Annotated in this window: 14 protein-coding genes; 8 read left to right on the forward strand and 6 right to left on the reverse strand. The window is 65.3% G+C overall.

Annotated elements, in window-relative coordinates:
- Positions 1 to 43 precede the first annotated feature (43 nt).
- The gene (locus JHD80_RS04060) at positions 44 to 1,042 is read left to right on the forward strand and encodes a helix-turn-helix transcriptional regulator (RefSeq protein ID WP_199085092.1); all 999 of its coding nucleotides are present in this window, start codon (positions 44 to 46) and stop codon (positions 1,040 to 1,042) included.
- Between the two features lie 289 nt (positions 1,043 to 1,331).
- Here JHD80_RS04060 and JHD80_RS04065 read toward each other — a convergent pair whose 3' ends face one another.
- The gene (locus JHD80_RS04065; RefSeq protein ID WP_199085093.1) at positions 1,332 to 2,081 is read right to left on the reverse strand and encodes an SDR family oxidoreductase; all 750 of its coding nucleotides are present in this window, start codon (positions 2,079 to 2,081) and stop codon (positions 1,332 to 1,334) included.
- A gap of 96 nt (positions 2,082 to 2,177) precedes the next feature.
- On the opposite strand from JHD80_RS04065, the gene JHD80_RS04070 reads away from it, so the two are divergent.
- Positions 2,178 to 3,074 (forward strand): AraC family transcriptional regulator, encoded by an 897-nt coding sequence (locus JHD80_RS04070; RefSeq protein ID WP_199085094.1) that lies wholly within the window; start codon positions 2,178 to 2,180, stop codon positions 3,072 to 3,074.
- Between the two features lie 237 nt (positions 3,075 to 3,311).
- Here the strand turns inward: JHD80_RS04070 and JHD80_RS04075 are convergent, their stop codons facing one another.
- The gene (locus JHD80_RS04075; protein WP_465246493.1) at positions 3,312 to 4,478 is read right to left on the reverse strand and encodes an MFS transporter; all 1,167 of its coding nucleotides are present in this window, start codon (positions 4,476 to 4,478) and stop codon (positions 3,312 to 3,314) included.
- 287 nt (positions 4,479 to 4,765) lie between these two features.
- On the opposite strand from JHD80_RS04075, the gene JHD80_RS04080 reads away from it, so the two are divergent.
- Together JHD80_RS04080 and poxB are read left to right on the forward strand one after the other, a co-directional pair.
- The gene (locus tag JHD80_RS04080) at positions 4,766 to 5,884 is read left to right on the forward strand and encodes an FAD binding domain-containing protein (RefSeq protein ID WP_199085096.1); all 1,119 of its coding nucleotides are present in this window, start codon (positions 4,766 to 4,768) and stop codon (positions 5,882 to 5,884) included.
- A 66-nt stretch (positions 5,885 to 5,950) separates the two neighbouring features.
- Positions 5,951 to 7,687 carry a ubiquinone-dependent pyruvate dehydrogenase gene (poxB, locus tag JHD80_RS04085; protein ID WP_199085097.1) on the forward strand — a complete coding sequence of 579 codons (1,737 nt, stop codon included), beginning with the start codon at positions 5,951 to 5,953 and terminating at the stop codon, positions 7,685 to 7,687.
- A 196-nt stretch (positions 7,688 to 7,883) separates the two neighbouring features.
- On the opposite strand, the gene JHD80_RS04090 is transcribed toward poxB, so the two are convergent.
- The 4 genes from JHD80_RS04090 to JHD80_RS04105 form a co-directional block, all read right to left on the reverse strand.
- On the reverse strand, positions 7,884 to 8,816 hold the full coding sequence (locus JHD80_RS04090; protein ID WP_465246494.1) for an alpha/beta fold hydrolase: 933 nt from the start codon (positions 8,814 to 8,816) through the stop codon (positions 7,884 to 7,886).
- 158 nt (positions 8,817 to 8,974) lie between these two features.
- Positions 8,975 to 9,352, reverse strand: coding sequence for a response regulator transcription factor (locus tag JHD80_RS04095; protein ID WP_199085099.1), 378 nt, complete (start codon positions 9,350 to 9,352; stop codon positions 8,975 to 8,977).
- A 117-nt stretch (positions 9,353 to 9,469) separates the two neighbouring features.
- Positions 9,470 to 10,123 (reverse strand): response regulator transcription factor, encoded by a 654-nt coding sequence (locus JHD80_RS04100; protein ID WP_199085100.1) that lies wholly within the window; start codon positions 10,121 to 10,123, stop codon positions 9,470 to 9,472.
- On the reverse strand, positions 10,120 to 12,105 hold the full coding sequence (locus tag JHD80_RS04105) for a PAS domain-containing sensor histidine kinase (protein WP_248311384.1): 1,986 nt from the start codon (positions 12,103 to 12,105) through the stop codon (positions 10,120 to 10,122). The genes JHD80_RS04100 and JHD80_RS04105 overlap by 4 nt, the downstream gene beginning before the upstream one ends.
- A gap of 288 nt (positions 12,106 to 12,393) precedes the next feature.
- Here JHD80_RS04105 and JHD80_RS04110 point away from each other — a divergent pair, with 288 nt between their 5' ends.
- From JHD80_RS04110 to JHD80_RS04125, 4 genes are all read left to right on the forward strand, one after another.
- A complete protein-coding gene (locus JHD80_RS04110; RefSeq protein WP_199085101.1) occupies positions 12,394 to 12,912 on the forward strand; it encodes a Dps family protein in 519 nt (172 codons plus the stop codon).
- A 37-nt stretch (positions 12,913 to 12,949) separates the two neighbouring features.
- Positions 12,950 to 13,459: a peroxiredoxin gene (locus JHD80_RS04115; protein ID WP_248311385.1), complete on the forward strand. Its 510-nt coding sequence runs from the start codon at positions 12,950 to 12,952 to the stop codon at positions 13,457 to 13,459.
- Complete coding sequence (locus JHD80_RS04120) at positions 13,456 to 14,010, forward strand: DsbA family protein (RefSeq protein WP_199085102.1); 555 nt, start codon at positions 13,456 to 13,458, stop codon at positions 14,008 to 14,010. Before JHD80_RS04115 ends, JHD80_RS04120 begins: the two co-directional genes overlap by 4 nt.
- Positions 14,011 to 14,041: 31 nt before the next feature.
- On the forward strand, positions 14,042 to 14,640 hold a 599-nt coding region (locus tag JHD80_RS04125; RefSeq protein WP_199085103.1), incomplete at its 3' end, for a cupin domain-containing protein.

A 14,640-nucleotide genomic window follows, 5' to 3' on the forward strand; every position in this document is an offset into this window, starting at 1 on the left:
CCGCCCCGAGGAAGACCTGATCCGGTGAAAATGATGCGATCCGATGGCTGATATCCCTTTGACGCGCGGCCAGTTTCTGCTGCCCTTCGTCAGCATCCTGTACGATATCGGCGCGCCGACGGAGACGCTCCTGGAGCGGTCGCGGCTGCCATCGTCCCTGGCCGAGAAGAGCGAGCTCTACCTGCCGCTTCTGCCGGCGCTGCGCTTCGTCGAGACTGCCCAGAGAGGCCAGGGCATCGAGGATTTCGGCTTTCTCGCAGCCCGGCGCCTGCAATTCTCCCATATGCGGGAAAAGACGCGCGCCTTCATCGCGCATTCACCGACGCTGCTCGTCGCGCTCCGGCACGCCTGCCGCGAGGCGTCGGGGGAAGACACCATCCTGAGCATGTGGATCGAACATGACACGGATCACGTGCGGGTCTGCAGCAGGCTCAACGGGCCATGGCCCCTGCAACTGAAGCACGCACAGTGGATCCAGAACATCTTCTCGGTCTACATCGTCAGGCAATTCGCGGGGTCCGACTGGATGCCGGCGGCGATCGGGTTTGAATCGTCTTATGGGCCAAGCCCTGCGACGCGATCATGCTGGCCGAATGTGCGGTTTCTGTCGGGCCAGCATTCCGCTTGGATCAGCGTGCCGACTATGCTGCTCGGCCTCCCAAACCGTTCGGCCGCCTCGTTTGCGCCGCCACGCGACAATGAGGACGGCCCGTCCGCCCACACTATCGTCGATCTTCTCAAGCTGATGCTTCCGGCCTATCTCGACGAGGGAACAACCGCTCTTGCCGACGTCGCCGAGATCGCGGGTATCAGCACGCGGACGCTTCAACGCAGGCTCGCCCATCTCGGGCTCTCCTATTCGGACCTCCTCGACACCGTCAGATACGAGAATGCGAGCAGGTTGCTGCGCGATACCGATTGCAGGATCATCGACGTCGCCTTTTCCTCCGGTTACACGGATCCAGCGCATTTCAGCCGCGCTTTCAGGAGGATGACCGGGGTCACACCGCGTCAATTTCGCGAGCAGTCGCGGCTCGGCTGAGGGCGTTTCGCCTCACGCCATCAAGCGGCCTGCTGGAGCATCACCTCGTGCAAATGGGGGCTATCAAGCGCCGTTTCAAAGCATGTGAACGTCCGTTCCTGGGCAATGCCTAACGTCCGCTTTCCGGCGGCACCCCAATGTCCGGAAGTGGCGCAGACTATCCGTCACCTTAGGCTGAGATGGTCGAGCAGGCGGAGCTTTTGATGTCCGCCTGCTACTTTGGCCTCCGCTGACGGCCATTGCTGGCCGTCACTGCGCTCTGGCTTTCCGCTGTCGGCCCCAGAGCGGCTCAGCGCTCACCGGCCAATGCGATGGCGTCAGCCCCAGCCGGGAAGCGCAGCCGCCCCTCATGGTCGTGAACGGCGGCCCAAACCGCGTGGGCGACGTCTGATTCTGTGGTGGTCAGCGCCGGCTTGGCAAAAGCCTCTATGATCGGCTGCGCGAAGTCGGCATATTCGCCCGGGAGCAGTCGTTCGACGGGCACGATGGCATTCGCGCCGAACCGCGTTGTCGGTGCATAGCCCGGCTCGACCAGCTTCACATCGATATCGAAGTACGCAAGCTCATGGGCGAGCGACCCGGTAAAGCCTTCTATCGCCTGTTTGCTTGCGGTGTACGCTGCCGCGAGCGGGAAAGCGCCGAGCGTTACACTGGACGTGACGTTGACGATAATGCCGGCGCGGCGGGCTCGCATGTGGGGAAGTACGGCCTGGCACATGGCCATCACGCCGATGGTGTTCGTCTCGATCAGCGCCCTGATCAGGGACATCGGCGTCACTTCGAAGGCGCCGACGCCGCCCACTCCGGCATTGTTAACCAGTACATCGATGGGGCCGGAGGCCTTGATTGCCTCGGCGATGCTCTCCTCGCTCGTCACATCGAGCGGAATCACGCGCAGCCGGCGCTTATCGCCATCGAAGCGCGCCGCCTCGGGGCGCCGCATCGTGGCAATGACGTTCCAGCCGTTTGCTAAAAAGTGCTCCGCGGTGGCCTTGCCATAGCCTGACGAAGTACCGGTGATGAGGATTGTCTTGGTCATGTGCTCGTCTCCTGAACGGGAATGCCGAACAGGTAGACAAAGCGCTTGGGACGATCCATAATCGTTTATCTTAAATTTGTTATCGATCGTCCAAAAATGGATCCCCTGAGCGACGTCGTCTTGCTGCTGCGACCAAGCGCGGCGATCGCAAAGCCGATTTCGGCCAAAGGCCGATGGGGCGTGCGTTATGATGCCTTTGACGCCCCAGGCTTCACGATCATCCTTGCAGGCGAAGCTCGGTTGGCGATCGAGGGATGCGAACCGCTTCGGCTGTCTCGGGGCGACTTTCTTCTTCTGCCCAGAACACCGGCGTTCACGCTCAGCAGCGGAGACGGCGTGTTTTGCGAGCCTGTCGCTCCTCGCAGTGAGGCCGTTCGGCATGGCGAGCAGGATGGCGAGCCCGACTTCGTGGCGTTGGGAGGCAGCTTCACGTTTGAGCGGGCCAACAACCAGCTCCTTCTGGCGTTGTTGCCCAAGCTGATTTTCATCCCTGCATCCGATGGTCGCGCGACAAGGTTCAGGCGGTTGATCGAGCTGCTCTCCGAGGAATGCACCGCCAAACTTCCAGGCTCGGAGCTGATCGTTCACCGCATGCTGGAGGTGCTTCTTGTCGAAGCGCTACGCTGGCAGGATGTCGACCGCCAAGTGCCTGCTGGAATTCTTCGCGGCTTGCTGGACCCTGGGTTGGCTCGCGCCTTGAAAGCTGTCCACGCCGATGTTCGCGCCAATTGGACAGTTGCCGACCTCGCCAACATTGCGGGCATGTCGAGATCTGCGTTTTCAGCTCGTTTCAGCGAGGCTCTGGGCTGCGCGCCGATTGAGTATCTGGCGCGCTGGCGGATCGCTATTGCGAAAGACGCCCTGGCTCGGGGCACCAAGTCCCTCGAACGGATTGCAGATGACATCGGGTATGAATCGGCAAGTGCTTTCAGCACCGCGTTCCGCAGGCATAACGGATGCGCCCCCGGACAATTCGCTCGCAAGCTGACCTGACACTCCCGATTCCAACGCGAATTCTCGGTTGCGGGCGGGGCGGCCGTCTCATGGTCTGGCAAGGAATGTCCGCTTTTGGGGAGTCATCCAATGTCTGCTGTTGACGCATTTCATCCGGAGGATGAGGCTGGTGGTGCCTAGATGCTGGATAGGTGTTCCCAGCGCTCAAGGCCCGATGCGGGCCCACGTTCTTCCGGTTGAAGACCGCAGCTTACAGTCTCTCCGCAAGAAATTGCTTTAGGGCGTCGGCGCATCTGCGGAATGCGCAGAGGCGCGCTGCACACGGCGCGCGCGGACTTGGTTAGCGCCCTGTAGGGCGACGGCGGCGGCGCTCAAGACGATCCCGAGCGCGACCACGCCGTGCCAGCCGGCAGCCTGCCAGGCATAGCTCGCAGTCGCCGACCCGAAGGCGCCGCCGAGGAACATCGCACCCATCAGCACGGTGTTCAGGCGCGCTCGCGCTTCAGGACGCAGCGCAAAGACGATGTGCTGGTTGGAGACCAATGCGGACTGCATGCCGAAATCAAGCAACATGACGCCGACTACGAGCCCAGCAATCGACGTCCATAACCCGAAGACCAGCCAGGACGACAAGGTCACGACGGCTCCCAGCGCAACCACGGGAGCAGCCCCCTTGGAGTCCGCGACGCGGCCGGCGAGCGGCGCCGCGAGGATTCCGACCGCGCCGACGATGCCGAACAGGCCCGCGATATCGGCGCCGAGGCCGAAGGGTGGCGCCTGCAGGCGGAACGCAAGGACGGTCCAGAAGGCGGTGAAGGCCGCAAAGAGCAGAGCCTGCGTCAGCGCCGCCAGTCGCAGGGCCGGGAATTCGCGCCAGAGATGCAGCATCGAATGCAGCAGGTGGCCATAGCCGAGCTTGGAATCCGGCCTGCTGTGCGGGAGCGTCAGCATCATCAGGGCCCCGGCTCCCAGCGCCATCGGCACGCCAAGCCAGAACATCTCGCGCCAGCCGCCATGCGTCGCGACGAAGCCGGCCAGCGTGCGGCTGAGCAGGATGCCGGTCAGGATTCCCGCGAGGATCGTGCCGACCGTGGCGCCGCGCCGCTCCGGCGCCGAGAGATGGGCGGCCAGCGGCACGATCTGCTGGGCGACCGTCGCAGCGAGGCCGACGAGGAGCGAGGCGAGCACCAGCAGGGCCGCGCCCGGCGCCACGGCTGCCAGAATAAGCGCCACGGCCAGCACCCCGAACTGAATGACGATGAGACGCCTGCGTTCGACGATGTCGCCGAGCGGCACCAATAGGAACAGTCCTGCGGCGTATCCGAGCTGGGTCGCGGTTGGAATCAGCCCGGACAGCGAGCCGGGCAGTTCCGCCTCGATCAGGCCGAGCATCGGCTGGTTGTAGTAGATGTTGGCGACAGCGATGCCGGCTGCGGCTGACATCGCATAAATCAACATGCTGCCGATGCGCGGTGGGCTTGCATCCGGCTTGACGGGCTTGTCCATAGTCTGTGCTCCGCTGGCGGGCCGGCGCGACCGGGTTGGCGGCCGATCCGGCTCTGATGGCCTCGAATCTACGCGCTGGCGCTCCCGCATTCTGTAGCGCTTGCGGATGCCCGGCATACACCTGCGTATGATTGCCGGATCGGGCCGCCGCGTTGTCTCAATGAAGGGAACAGGCCCGGTGGCGGAAACGCTCAGGGTCCTCCGGTATCCGCGAGAGGCGCGCCATGAAACCACTTCGCATCAGCATCATCGGCGGATCTCTCGCAGGCCTGTTCGCCGGCGTCCTGCTGAAGAGCGACGGTCATGATGTCACGGTCCATGAGCGTTCCCGCCAAGGCCTCGCGGGTCGCGGCGCCGGCCTGGTCCCTCAACGAGAGGTTTTCCAGATCCTGCGGGCGATCGGCATCGAGCACCTCGCCGATATCGGCGTGGTCGCGCAGGAGCGCATCTTCCTCGATCAGGCAGGAGAGATCGTGCAGACGATCAGGGAAGCGCAGACCCAGCTCTCGTGGGACGTGCTCTACGAGCAGGTCGCGGCACGCATCGCGCCGGCCGATTACCGGCTCGGCAGCCAGCTCGTGCGGGTCGAAGCTGAGGGCGAGGGCGCTGCGAAGCTCAGCTTCGCCGACGGCTCGCGCGACGAGGCCGATCTGGTGATTGGCGCCGACGGTATCGGCTCGGTCGTGCGCCAGGCACTCTCTCCCGATCATGCGGCAAACCGCTATGCCGGCTATGTCGCCTGGCGCGGATTGATCCCGGAGATGGCGCTGCCTGCGAGGGCCTCGCTGCTATTGGACCGCTTCGCCTTCTATCTCGCGCCGGGCGACCACGCGCTGGGCTACCTCGTACCCGGCCCGAACGGCGAGACCGCGCCGGGCCAGCGGCGCTATAACTGGGTCTGGTACCGGCGGGTGGCGGAGCATGATCTGCGGGCGCTCTTCACCGATCGCGACGGCCGTAGCCATCCGGTCTCGCTGCCGCGCGGCGGGCTGTCATCGGAGCGGCGCGACGCGCTGCGCCATGATGCCCGCATCCACCTGCCGCCGCCCTTCTCGCTTGCCGTCGCGGTGGAGGAGACGCCCTCGATCCAGGGGATCTACGACTATGAGACGCCCGCCATGGTGGGAGGGCGTATCGCTCTGATCGGCGATGCCGCCTTCGTGGTCAGGCCGCACACCGCCATGGGGGTCGGCAAGGCGGCCGGCGACGTGATGTCGTTGCGCAAGCATCTGGCCGCGGAGGCCGACCTGGAAACGGCTCTCGCGCGCTACCAAGGCGAGCGACTGCCGGTCGGTCGCGAGATCGCAGCCCTGGGCCGACGCCTTGGTGCGACCGCGCTGTAAGCTCCGGCGGACATGCCGGCCATGTGACACCGAAATCCTTCGAGGACAGCGAGAGAGGCCAAGCTCATGTCGAAACGCAATGTTACCGATCTGATCGTCGAAACCCTGGATCGTGCGGGAGTCGAGCGCATCTACGGCGTCGTCGGCGATAGCCTGAACGGGCTGACCGAAGCGCTACGCCAGACCGGCAAGATCGACTGGGTGCATGTCCGGCATGAAGAGGTGGCCGCCTTCGCCGCCGCAGGCGAATCCCAGATCACGGGCAAGCTCGCAGTCTGTGCGGGCTCCTGCGGCCCGGGCAACCTGCACCTTATCAACGGCCTCTACGACGCCCAGCGCAGCCGCACGCCCGTGCTGGCCATCGCCGCGCAGATTCCGTCGGCGGAGATCGGCGGTGGCTATTTCCAGGAAACGCATCCGCAGAACTTGTTTCGCGAATGCAGCGTCTATTGCGAGATGGTCTCCGACCCCAGCCAGATGCCTTATGTGCTGGAGAATGCGATCCGCGCTGCCGTCGGAGAGCGCGGTGTCGCGGTCATCGTGATCCCCGGCGACGTGGCGCTGAAGCCGGCGCCGGCGCGGGATGTCGCGCCCGCCGCAGGGTTGTTGCCGCCGATGCCTGTCGTCACGCCTGCCGAGGCGCAAGTCGAGGCCCTCGCTGCCCTGCTCAACGGAGCGCAACGCGTGACGCTGTTCTGCGGCCGTGGCTGTGCCGGTGCGCATCCCCAGCTGATGAAACTCGCCGAGACGTTGAAGAGCCCGATCGTCCACGCGCTCGGCGGCAAGGAGCATGTCGAATACGACAACCCCTATGATGTCGGCATGACCGGCTTCATCGGTTTCGCCTCAGGCTATGAGGCGATGCACGCATGCGATCTGCTGCTGATGCTGGGCACCGATTTTCCCTACAAGCAGTTCCTCCCGAGCGGCATCACGATCGCGCAGGTCGACATCCGCGCATCGCAGCTCGGCCGCCGCTGCAAGCTCGATCTCGGCATCGTCGGCGATGTCGGCGCGACGATCGAGGCCCTGCTGCCCCGTCTCGCGGCCAAGCAGGACCGGACGCATCTCGACGACAGCCTCGACCGCTACCGGCACTCCCGTGAAGGGCTCGATGCGCTGGCGCGTGGCACGCCAGGCCGCAGGCCGATCCATCCGCAATATCTGGCGAAGGTCCTGAGCGACGTCGCCGCGGAGGACGCAGCCTTCACCTTCGATGTCGGCACGCCGACGATCTGGGCGGCACGCTATCTCAGGATGAACGGCCAGCGCCGTCTGGTGGGCTCGCTGGTGCATGGCTCGATGGCCAACGCCATGCCGCAAGCCATCGGCATCCAGGCGGCGCAGGCCAGCCGGCAGGTGATCTCGCTCTCCGGCGATGGCGGCTTCACCATGCTGATGGGTGATCTGATCACGCTCAAGCAGCAGAAGCTGCCGGTGAAGATCGTCATTTTCAACAATGGCGTGCTCGGCTTCGTCGCTCTCGAAATGAAGGCTGCGGGCTTCGTGGAACTCGGAACCGATCTTGAGAATCCCGATTTCGCAGCGATGGCGCGCGCCATGGGCATTCATGGCGTCAGGGTCGAGGATCCCGGCGATCTGCCGGGCGCGGTCGCAGACGTGCTTGGCCATAACGGGCCAGCCGTGCTCGACGTGGTGACAGCGACGCAGGAACTCTCGATGCCGCCGACCATCGGTCTGGAGCAGGCGAAGGGCTTCGGCCTGTGGATGCTGCGGGCCGTGATGAGCGGGCGCGGCGACGAGGTGCTCGACCTCGCCAAGCAGAACCTGCTGCCGCGCTGACCTGACCCGAGCCGATCGAACGACGCCAGCCGGGGCCTCGCGGTCCCGGCTCCCGCACCTTATCGCGGGGATCGCGATCCTTCCGGCCTTTCCACTGATCGGCTCGCGGCGTTTTCAGCCTCCGGCTGCGGCCAAACGAAAGGGAGGGCGGAGATGATCCGCCCTCCCTTTGTCATTGTCGCGCGTGGGTTGCGCGTCAGCCCTTCACGAAGGCCAGCAGATCCGGATTGATCACCTCGGCATGGGTGGTCAGCATGCCGTGGGGGAAGCCCTCGTAGATCTTCAGCGTGCCGTGCTTCAAGAGCTTGGCTTGCAGAAGCGCCGCGTCCTTGTAGGGCACGATCTGGTCGTCATCGCCCTGCATCGCCAGCGTCGGCACGGTAATCGCCTTCAGATCCTCGGTCTGGTCGGTCTCGGAGAAGGCCTTGATGCCCTCGTAATGGGCCAGCGCTCCGCCGATCATGCCCTGCCGCCACCAGTTCTGGATTACGCCTTGCGAAACCTTCGCGCCCTCGCGGTTGAAGCCGTAGAACGGGCCGGAGGCGACATCGAGATAAAACTGCGCGCGATTGGCGGCCAGTGCCTTGCGGAAGCCGTCGAAGACCTCGATCGGCGTCCCGCCCGGGTTGCTCGCGGTCTTCAGCATCAGCGGCGGCACGGCGCTGACCAGCACCGCCTTGGCGACGCGGCCATGGGGCTGGCCGAACTTCGCGACATAGCGGGCGACCTCGCCCCCGCCGGTCGAGTGGCCGATATGGACGGCGTTCTTGAGGTCGAGATGCTCGACCACGGCGAAGGCGTCAGCGGCGTAGTGATCCATGTCGTTGCCGGTATCGGCCTGCGAAGAGCGGCCATGACCGCGACGGTCATGGGCCACGACGCGGTAGCCGTTCGCGAGGAAGAACAGCATCTGCGCATCCCAGTCGTCCGAGGACAGCGGCCAGCCGTGATGGAACATGATCGGCTGGGCGCTTTTGGGGCCCCAGTCCTTGTAGAAGATCTCGATGCCGTCCTTGGTCTTGACGTAACCGCTGCTCATGGTCGTGGCTCCTGTCGTGTTCCGAATGGGTCGTGACGGTTGTGCGGATGCTGCCGCAGGGATCAGGCTCGCTGCAGAAGCGGCGGCCATGCCGGCCATCGCGGCCCACCGGGTGACGATGAAACTGACGTCTGACATGGCCTTGTCTCCGCATTGGGTAGCTGACGAAGACAGGTTAGGCGGGGGCAGCCGGGGCCGGAATCCTACGCTTGGATCAGCGTCTCATACGAAGGTGTGGGGTGTGCCGGTCAGGCATGCCCGTGAGCAAGGGCGGCAGCCAGGTGATGTGCGATCGTGTCGGGCTCTGCCGGCTTGTCTAGGAAAGCGCAGGCACCCGCCGCCATGACGCGCTCGCGCACGGGCGCCGTCGGAAAGGCGGTCATGAATATCATTGGAAAGCGGCGCCCGGCCGCGATCAGTTCGGCCTGGAGCTGGTCCCCGTTCATTTCGGGCATCTGTATATCGGAGATCATGCAGTCGGGATCGCCCGTCTCGCAATCTGCGAGGAATTCCGGCGCCGAGCCATAGCTGCGGGCTTCGTAGCCCAGCGAGCGGATCAGGCTGGCCAGCGAATTGCGAACGCCGTCGTCGTCATCGACGATCGCGACTGTCGGTATGTGATGCATGTCCACGCTTCTTTGTGCCGATGGTCGCACAAAAGGGGGACTCCGTGCGCGGCCTGACCTTGTTATGAAGGATCATCCGTCGTGCGGCCATCATACGCAGGTTTGCACCCCGCAGGCTCACGGCTTGTGAACCCCCAGCGCCTCCGCCGTCCGGACGAGGTCGGCCAAGGTGCGCACCCCCATCTTTCTCATGACGTTGCCACGATGGATCTTCACCGTGATCTCGCTCAGGCCGAGCACGCCGGCGACCTGCTTGTTCATCAGCCCCGCGACGACATGCGTCATCACCTCGCGCTCCCTGGCTGTCAGCGTCGCATAGGCTGAACGCTGATCGTCCAGCGCCGCGGTCACGCTGCGGCGCTGCCGATCGCGCTCGATCGCGGCTGTCACCGCGTCGAGCATTTCCTGATCGCGGAAAGGCTTCGACAGGAAATCGACCGCACCGGCCTTCATCGCCCGCACGGTCATCGGTATGTCCCCATGCCCGGTCATGAAGACGATCGGCAGCGCGATCCCCTGCCGGGCGAGCTGGTCCTGGAAATCGAGGCCGCTGATGCCGGGCAGGCGCACGTCGAGAATGATGCAGCCTGGCACGTCGGGCAAGGCGCCCTGCAAGAGCTCCGCCGGCGCGCCGAAGAGCCGTGTCGCCAGTCCGACCGACCGGATCAGGCTGTCGAGGGATTCGCGCACCGCCGGATCGTCGTCGACGATCACGACAAGCGGCGGGCTCGGGGAGGCCGGGGCCGGCTTGACGGAGGTCTGCCTGATCATGCCGCGGTACCATGGTGGGGAATAGGAAGAGTCAGGCGGAATGTCGCTCCGCCGTCTGGAGGGTTCTCGACCGAAAGCTTTCCGCCGTGAGCTTCGGCGGTCGTGCGGCAGATCGCAAGACCCATGCCCATCCCCTCCGGCTTGGTCGTGAAGAAGGGATCGAACAGGCGCTCCAGGTGCTGGGGTGAGATGCCGGGACCAGTGTCGCGTAGAGCGATCTCGATACGACCGCCTTCCACTTGGCAGTGTGCCTGATCGGCGGTGATCGTCAGCAGGCGCCGGCCGTCATGCTCCGCCATGGCCTGCCCGGCATTGACCATCAGGTTGACCAGGACTTGCTGGAGCTGGATCCGGTCGCCGATGACAGGCGGCAAGTCTGCCGGCACTTCGACGCGCAATTCGACCTCGGCGCGCGCGAGTTCCCGCTGCACGAGCTGAGCGGCCTCCTCGATCAGCGTCGCGACATCCAGCGCATTCGAGCGGGTTGGCGTCTTGGTCAGGAAGGCCCGGATCCGCTTGACGATCTCGCTGGCGCGCCGCCCTTCGGAAACGACGCGCCCGATGGCGCTGTCGACCTCCTGCAGGTCAGGCTTGTCACGGCGCAGCCAGCGCAGCGCCGCCTCGCCGTTGGTCACGACCGCCATCAAAGGCTGGTTGACCTCATGGGCGATCGACGCGGTGAGCTCACCCAATGTCGCCACGCGGGCGGCATGGGCGAGCTCCGCTTGCGCGTGCAGCACCGCATCCTGCGCCTGCCGGCGTTCGGTGATGTCGACGACGAAGACCAGCACGTTGCCGTCGCCGTCATCGACTGTCGGAAAGGTAATGGCGAAGATCACCGGCACGCGACTGCCATCTGCCCTGACGATTTCCGTCTCGCCTTCATGGAAGCCGTCGCCGCGAGCAAAAGCCGCCAGCGCCGGCCCGAAGGTCGGATCGCTCTCGCTCAGCACATCGTCGACCGTCTGATGGAGATGAGAATTACTCTCAGCTCCGATCATGGCGAGAAAGGCCGGATTGACGTCGACGATCTTCGTCACCTTGCGCAGGCGCGCGACAAGGTCTGGATGCGTGGCCAGATGACCGGCCAGTGCCTCCCCATCCGCGAGACCGAGCGCAGCGAGTTCGCGACGCGCCGCGCTCCAGTCCTCCTGGACGACGCCGACCCGAGTCGCATCGAACATGCGCCGGTAGCGTCTCTCGCTCTGAACCAGCGCTGCGTGGGCCGCCTCACGTTCGGTGACATCCGTATTCGTCTCGAACACGCCGACGATGCGTCCCCTGGCATCGTGTTGGAGGGCCCAGCGACTTTCCACGGTGATCCGCCCGCCGGCCTTGGTCCGGTGCTCCAGCGTGCCGTCCCATCGTCCCGTGTCGTGAAGCACGCGGTCGGCTGCGTCGCGCGGCAGCGCATATCGCGTCTCCAGCAACTCGTCGGCGATCCGGCCCGTCGCCTCGGCGGCAGACCAACCATAGGTCTCTTCCGAGGCGCGATTCCAGAATGTGATCTGTCCGAAAGTGTCTCGCACGAAGATCATGTCGTGCGACAGATTGAGCAGCCGGGCTTGGGCCGCCAGCGTCGCCGTGGCCGCCTGGTTCTTCAGGGAGAGCAACGTCGCGATCGTGACCGCCGCCAGGCTGACCAGCGCGCGCAAAGTGGGTGCGCCGGCCAGGCTCAGGCCATGTGTATCGACATAAGCCACGACGGTCAGGATCAGGCTCGTCACCGCCGCCACGAGGATGTCGCTCCGCCGTCCGGTGCCCGCTGCCAGCAAGACAACCAGAACGTAGAGCACAGCCACTGCGCCCTCCAGCGGCGAGAGCGTATCGAACAGGAAGATGCAGAGCGCGAGCAGAGCCGCCGCGATGCGAAGTGCCGTCGTGTTCATGGCCGGAGAGAAGAAGGAGCGCTGGGGGAGAGCGGTGTCCGGCGGGGTGGATCGAGAGGCGCTGTGCTGAGCGGCGGAGAGGCGGGAGGACATGAGGGGCAGCCGATTCCGGTCGCGAGAGCTGACAACGCGCTAGCATAGCTCATCTGCCTCGTCCCCCGCGATCGGTGCGGATGCTTCGATCCGCGGCATCACTTTCGCGAAACCGGCCGGCGATGGAATCATACAGGGGTTTAGGTCGGCCGGGCGCGGCCTTCGCTGGCGCACATAAACCTAGGTATGAGCCCGACATGCCTTCGTCCGATTCAGGCGGCGGCGGCGGCGACCTAGGGTCAGGACATCGGGGAGACAGGCTCCTCGAAGCCAACCCGGAGAGCTGCCATGAACGACCTGTCCATCCATGCCAAGCGCGACGCCGCCTTGCGCACCCCAACCGATCTCGGCGCGAACGCCACGACCGATATCGCAGCCGCGCTGACCGGCGTTCTCGCCGACATGTTCGCGCTCTATCTCAAGACCAAGAACTTCCACTGGCACATGTCCGGCCCGCATTTCCGCGACTATCACCTGATGCTCGACGAGCAGGGCGATCAGATCTTCGCGACCACCGATGCGCTGGCCGAGCGCGTCCGCAAGGTCGGCGGCTCGACGCTCCGCTCGATCGGCCATATCGGCCGGATCCAGCGTTTGCTCGACAATGACGCGGACTATGTCACCCCCCAGGACATGCTGGCCGAGCTCGCCGACGACAACCGCAGCCTGACCGGCTTCCTGCGCGCGGCTCACGGTGTCTGCGAGACCCATAACGACGTCGCCTCGACCAGCCTGATCGAGGTCTGGATCGATGATGCCGAGCGCCGGAGCTGGTTTCTCTACGAAACGACACGGCAAGAGCGCTGAGCGCGCTCAAACCCGTTCCGATCGGAGGAGAATGACCATGTCAGAAACGCATTCGCCAATGGCCCTGCCTGCGGGCCAGGCCGCCCCGGCCTTCACGCTGCCGGCGACGCCTGACCAGACGGTTTCGCTCGATGACCTGCGCGGCAAGCCGGTGATCCTCGCCTTCTACCCCGCGGACTGGAGTCCGGTCTGCGGCGACCAGATGGCGCTCTACAACGAGATCCTGCCCGAATTCCACAAGGCCGGCGCCCAACTCGTCGGCGTCTCGGTGGACGGCGTGTGGTGCCACGCGGCCTTTGCCGGCGAGCGCAAGCTGCACTTTCCGCTGCTGTCCGATTTCGAGCCGAAGGGTGCGGTCGCCCGCAGCTTCGGCGTCTACCGCGACAAGGAGGGGATCGCTGAGCGCGCCCTCTTCGTCATCGACGGGGCGGGCATCATCCGCTGGAGCTTCGTCTCGCCGCTCGGCATCAACCCCGGCGCCGACGGCATCCTCGAGGCACTCGACAATCTCGGCGCCGCGGCGCCCTCCGAAGGAACTGCGTCATGACCCGTCTCGCGATCCCCGTCGGCAGCCAGGACCATGTCCAGGGCCAGGCGCAGGCCGTCGTCACCCTCGTCGAATATGGCGACTACGAATGCCCCTATTGCGGCGAGGCCTATCCTGTTCTCAAGGCGGTGCAGCGCGCCATGGGCGACGAGTTGCGCTTCGTCTTCCGCAACTTCCCGCTCGCCGAAATGCATCCCCATGCGGTGCGCGCCGCCGAATTCGCGGAGACGGCCGCCGAGCTCGGCAAGTTCTGGCAGGCACATGACATGCTCTACGAGAACCAGACCGCACTGCGAGACGCCGACCTCTACGCCTATGGCCTTCGCCTCGGTCTCGATACCGACGTCGTCACGCAAGGCCTCGATGGCCGCTTCGACCGGAAGATCAAGGAGGATTTCACGGGCGGCATTCGCAGCGGCGTGAACGGGACGCCGAGCCTGTTCATCAACGGGCTTCGGTACGATGGCGAGCGTGATGTCGACAGCCTCGTCTCCGCCCTGAGGCAAGCCGCCCGGGACGCCATCCGCCCGCGCGCCGCCACGACTCGCTAAGCCCCTTGCCACCCGGCCAATGGAGACGACCATGACCGATTCCACGATGTCCTTCCGCTACCGGCTCGAACAGGCCACACCCCGCACCGGCTCAGGCGGCATCACGCGCGGCGCCTCCGTGAAGCAGTTCCCGGCCAGCGTCGGCATCGCAGGCGTTTCGATGAGGCTCGCACCGGGCTCGATGCGCGAACTGCACTGGCATGCCAATGCCGCCGAATGGGCCTATGTCGTATCCGGCCAATGCCGCACAACGGTCTTGCACCCGGACGGCTCGTCGGCGACCGATACGTTCGGCCCCGGCGACGTCTGGTATTTTCCCCGCGGCTGGGGCCACTCCATCCAGGGGCTCGGTCCCGGCGAGTGCCATTTCATCCTGATCTTCGACAATGGCGACTTCTCCGAGGATCATACCTTCAGCGTCACCGACTGGCTTTCCCGCACATCGCCGGAGGTGCTGGCGCAGAATCTCGGCCTGAGCCGCGAACAGATCGCACAGCTCCCGGCCGGCGAGGCCTATTTCGCCCAAGGACCCGTCCCCGACGACCGCTCGACCGACGCCACGCCGCGCGCGACGGCTGCTTTGACGACGCCGCATCGCTACCCGCTGCTGGCCCAGCAACCAAGGCGCGT

Source organism: Allobosea sp. ASV33 (assembly GCF_016428755.1).
GTDB lineage: Bacteria > Pseudomonadota > Alphaproteobacteria > Rhizobiales > Beijerinckiaceae > Allobosea.